General features: G+C 71.6%; 3 protein-coding genes. 2 read left to right on the top strand and 1 reads right to left on the bottom strand.

Translation table 11 applies throughout. From position 1 onward, the window contains the following. A partial coding sequence (locus tag P409_RS30915) for an ABC transporter substrate-binding protein (protein ID WP_052121599.1) occupies positions 1-955 on the bottom strand: 955 nt, incomplete at its 3' end. 499 nt (positions 956-1454) lie between these two features. Between P409_RS30915 and P409_RS30910 the strand changes: the two genes are divergently transcribed. Then, positions 1455-2687, top strand: a complete 1233-nt coding sequence (locus P409_RS30910) for an efflux RND transporter periplasmic adaptor subunit (protein WP_202964864.1) — start codon at positions 1455-1457, stop codon at positions 2685-2687. Between the two features lie 4 nt (positions 2688-2691). After that, positions 2692-2880: ATP-binding cassette domain-containing protein (locus tag P409_RS30905; protein ID WP_034847494.1), on the top strand; the 189-nt coding region annotated here is incomplete at its 3' end.

Genomic DNA, 2880 nt, shown 5'->3' with positions numbered 1-2880 from the left:
CGGGCGGCAGCGCCTTCAGCCCGCCGACCGCAGCCGGGGTGATCCCGGCCATCAGCCGCAGGGCGGCAGCGGCGGCGGCCGCGTCGGCCGGGCTCGGTGCCGCCGGGATGCCGGCGCGGTAGCCGTCGCGCAGGGCGGCGAAGACGGCGTCGTCCTCGGCCTGCATCTGCGGCCGGAGCGTCTGCCACAGCGCGTCGTCGGACCGCATCGCAGCCTTGGCGGCGAAGGAGGCGTCGAGGAAGCCGCGCGCCAGATCGTGGTTCCGGTTCGCCCAGGAGTCGCGGAACACCCAGCCGAGCAGCGGCGGCGGCCGGTCGAGGCCGAGTGCCGGCAGGATCTTGCCGATCTCCACCACCGGCTGGAACCCCTTCGCCGAGAGCCGGGCCGCGAACTGCCAGAAGTTGAGCACGGCGTCGAGGTCGCCGCGCAGCGCCAGTTGGTTCAAGAGCGGCGGCGCCGCGAAGTTGACGACGGCGGCGCGCGGCAGGTCGAGGCCGGCGGCCTTGCGGGCATAGGCCTGGATCAGCACCCAGCTCTTGTCGTCCTCGCCGCCGGCGACGCCCAGGCGCTTGCCGGGCAGGTGCTGGATGGTGCGGATGCCGGTCTTCGGGTCGGCCATCAGTGCACCGATGGTCAGGGAGAAGGGCACGAAGCTGACATCGCGCCCGGCCTCGCGCTGCCGTGCCACCCAGATCCAGTCGGTGACGATCAGGTCGACCGCGCCGGACTGGAAGGCGACGGCGGCGGCATCCTTGTCGGCCAGGACCAGCGGCTCGATCACGAAGCCGTGGCGGCGGTCGAGGCCGTCGCCGATCACCGCCAGCTCCCAGTTCACCGTGCCGAACTGCAGCGTGCCGACGCGCACCCGCGGCGGCTCCTGCGCCCGGAGGAGAGCGGGCGCGGCCAGCATCGCGCCCGCGATCAGGGCACCGCGGCGGCCGATCCGGAGCGTCATCTGCTTGTCCTCAATTCAGTGCGACGGCATGGGCGGGATCACATGACCGCCGGAACCAACCCCGGCACCTTAACGCAATTCCGACCCTTCGGATCCACATCAGCGATCGCCGGGGGGCGCCCGGCCGGCATGGCCACGGCGGCATGCGTCGTCATCGTTCCCTCCCGGTCTCCGCCGCATCGCGTCTCGCCGGCGGCGCGGGGCATCGCCCCGGTCCCACGGCCGATACCTGCCTTGACGCAAAAACGGTAGCGACAAAGAAAGAGCCGCCGGAATTGAACTTTGGGACAAGCGGGACCCGCCCCGGCCGCCGGGGCCGCGGCACTGCCGACGCCCCTGCCGGCTGGCGGCCGAGGCTCCGGCCGGCAACGCGACGCCACAAAAAATCCTAAATCCGGCAATGCCCGGACATTCTCCGGCGGCCGGCGACGCGTATATAGGCGGGGTGCTGATCGAATCCTCTCCCCCTCCCGCCCCGGCGGCGGATGCGGCGTCTCCTGTGCGGAAGCGCCGCCGTCCGCGCAGCCGGGTCATCCTGGTCGTCGCGGTGCTGGGCGGCCTCGCCCTGGCCGCGCTGGCGGCCCGGATCTGGCTGTTCCCCTCCCAGGGCACCCCTCCGATGTCCGCCCCCGCCACCATCGGCGATGTCGAAGAGAGCGTGCTGGCGACCGGGACGTTGAAGCCGGCCCGGCTGGTGGCGGTCGGCGCCCAGGCCTCCGGCCGCATCACCGCGCTCAAGGTGGCGCTCGGCCAAAAGGTCGCCAAGGGCGACCTGGTCGCCGAGATCGATTCGGTGACCCAGCAGAACAGCCTGCGCACGCAGCAGGCCTCCCTCGCCAATCTCCGGGCCCAGCGCACGGAGAAGGAGGCGACGCTGACCCTCAACCAGCTGACTCTCGCCCGCCAGAAGGCGATGGCGGCGCAACGGGCGGCCTCGCAGGCGGATCTGGAGAGCGCGCAGGCCGCGGTCCAGGTGACGCAGGCCCAGATCGAGCAGCTCGACGCCCAGATCATCGAGGGGCAGGTCGCGATCGAAACCGCCCAGGTCGATCTCGGCTACACCCGGATCACCGCGCCGATCGACGGCACCGTCCTGTCGATCGTCAGCCAGGAGGGGCAGACGGTGAACGCCGTCCAGTCGACGCCGACCATCGTCATCCTCGGCGACCTGGACGTAATGACCGTGCGTGCCGAGATCTCCGAGGCCGACATCGTCAAGGTCAGGCCCGGCCAGCCGATCTACTTCACCATCCTGGGCGAGCGCAGCCATCGCTACCGGGCGACGCTGGAATCGATCGAGCCCGCCCCGGAATCGATCCGCAACGATTCCAGCTTCAACACGATCAGCGCCTCGAGCTCCAGCTCCAGCAGCTCGTCCTCCACCTCGCAGGCGGTCTACTACATCGGCGTGTTCAGCGTGCCGAACGCGGACAACCATCTGCGCACCTACATGACGGCCGAGATCCACATCGTGCTCGGCGAGGCGAAGGGCGTCCTGACCATCCCCTCTGCGGCGCTGGCGGCGAAGGGCGCCGACGGCACCGCCACGGTGCGGGTGGTCGACGGCGCCGGCAAGGTGGCCGAGCGCCGGATCACGGTCGGCCTCGACAACGGCATCCGGGCCGAGGTGCGGTCCGGCCTCAGCGAGGGCGAGCGGGTGGTGACCGGCGAGCAGGCGGCGGCCCCGGCCGCCGCCGACGATCCCGGCCCGCCCCCGCCGCCTGGCGGGTGACGCCATGGCCGAACCGCTGATCGCGCTGCGGCACCTGCGGCGCGAATTCCCCTCGGGCGAAGGCACCATCGCCGCCCTCAAGGACATCGACCTGACCATCGAGGCCGGCGAGATGGTGGCGATCGTCGGCGCGTCGGGCTCCGGCAAATCGACGCTGATGAACATCCTCGGCTGCCTCGACCGTCCGACCTCC

It is taken from the genome of Inquilinus limosus MP06 (assembly GCF_000767795.1).
Taxonomy (GTDB): domain Bacteria; phylum Pseudomonadota; class Alphaproteobacteria; order DSM-16000; family Inquilinaceae; genus Inquilinus; species Inquilinus limosus_E.
Note: the sequence above shows the minus strand (reverse complement) of the source record. Positions and strands in the feature narration are given on the sequence as shown.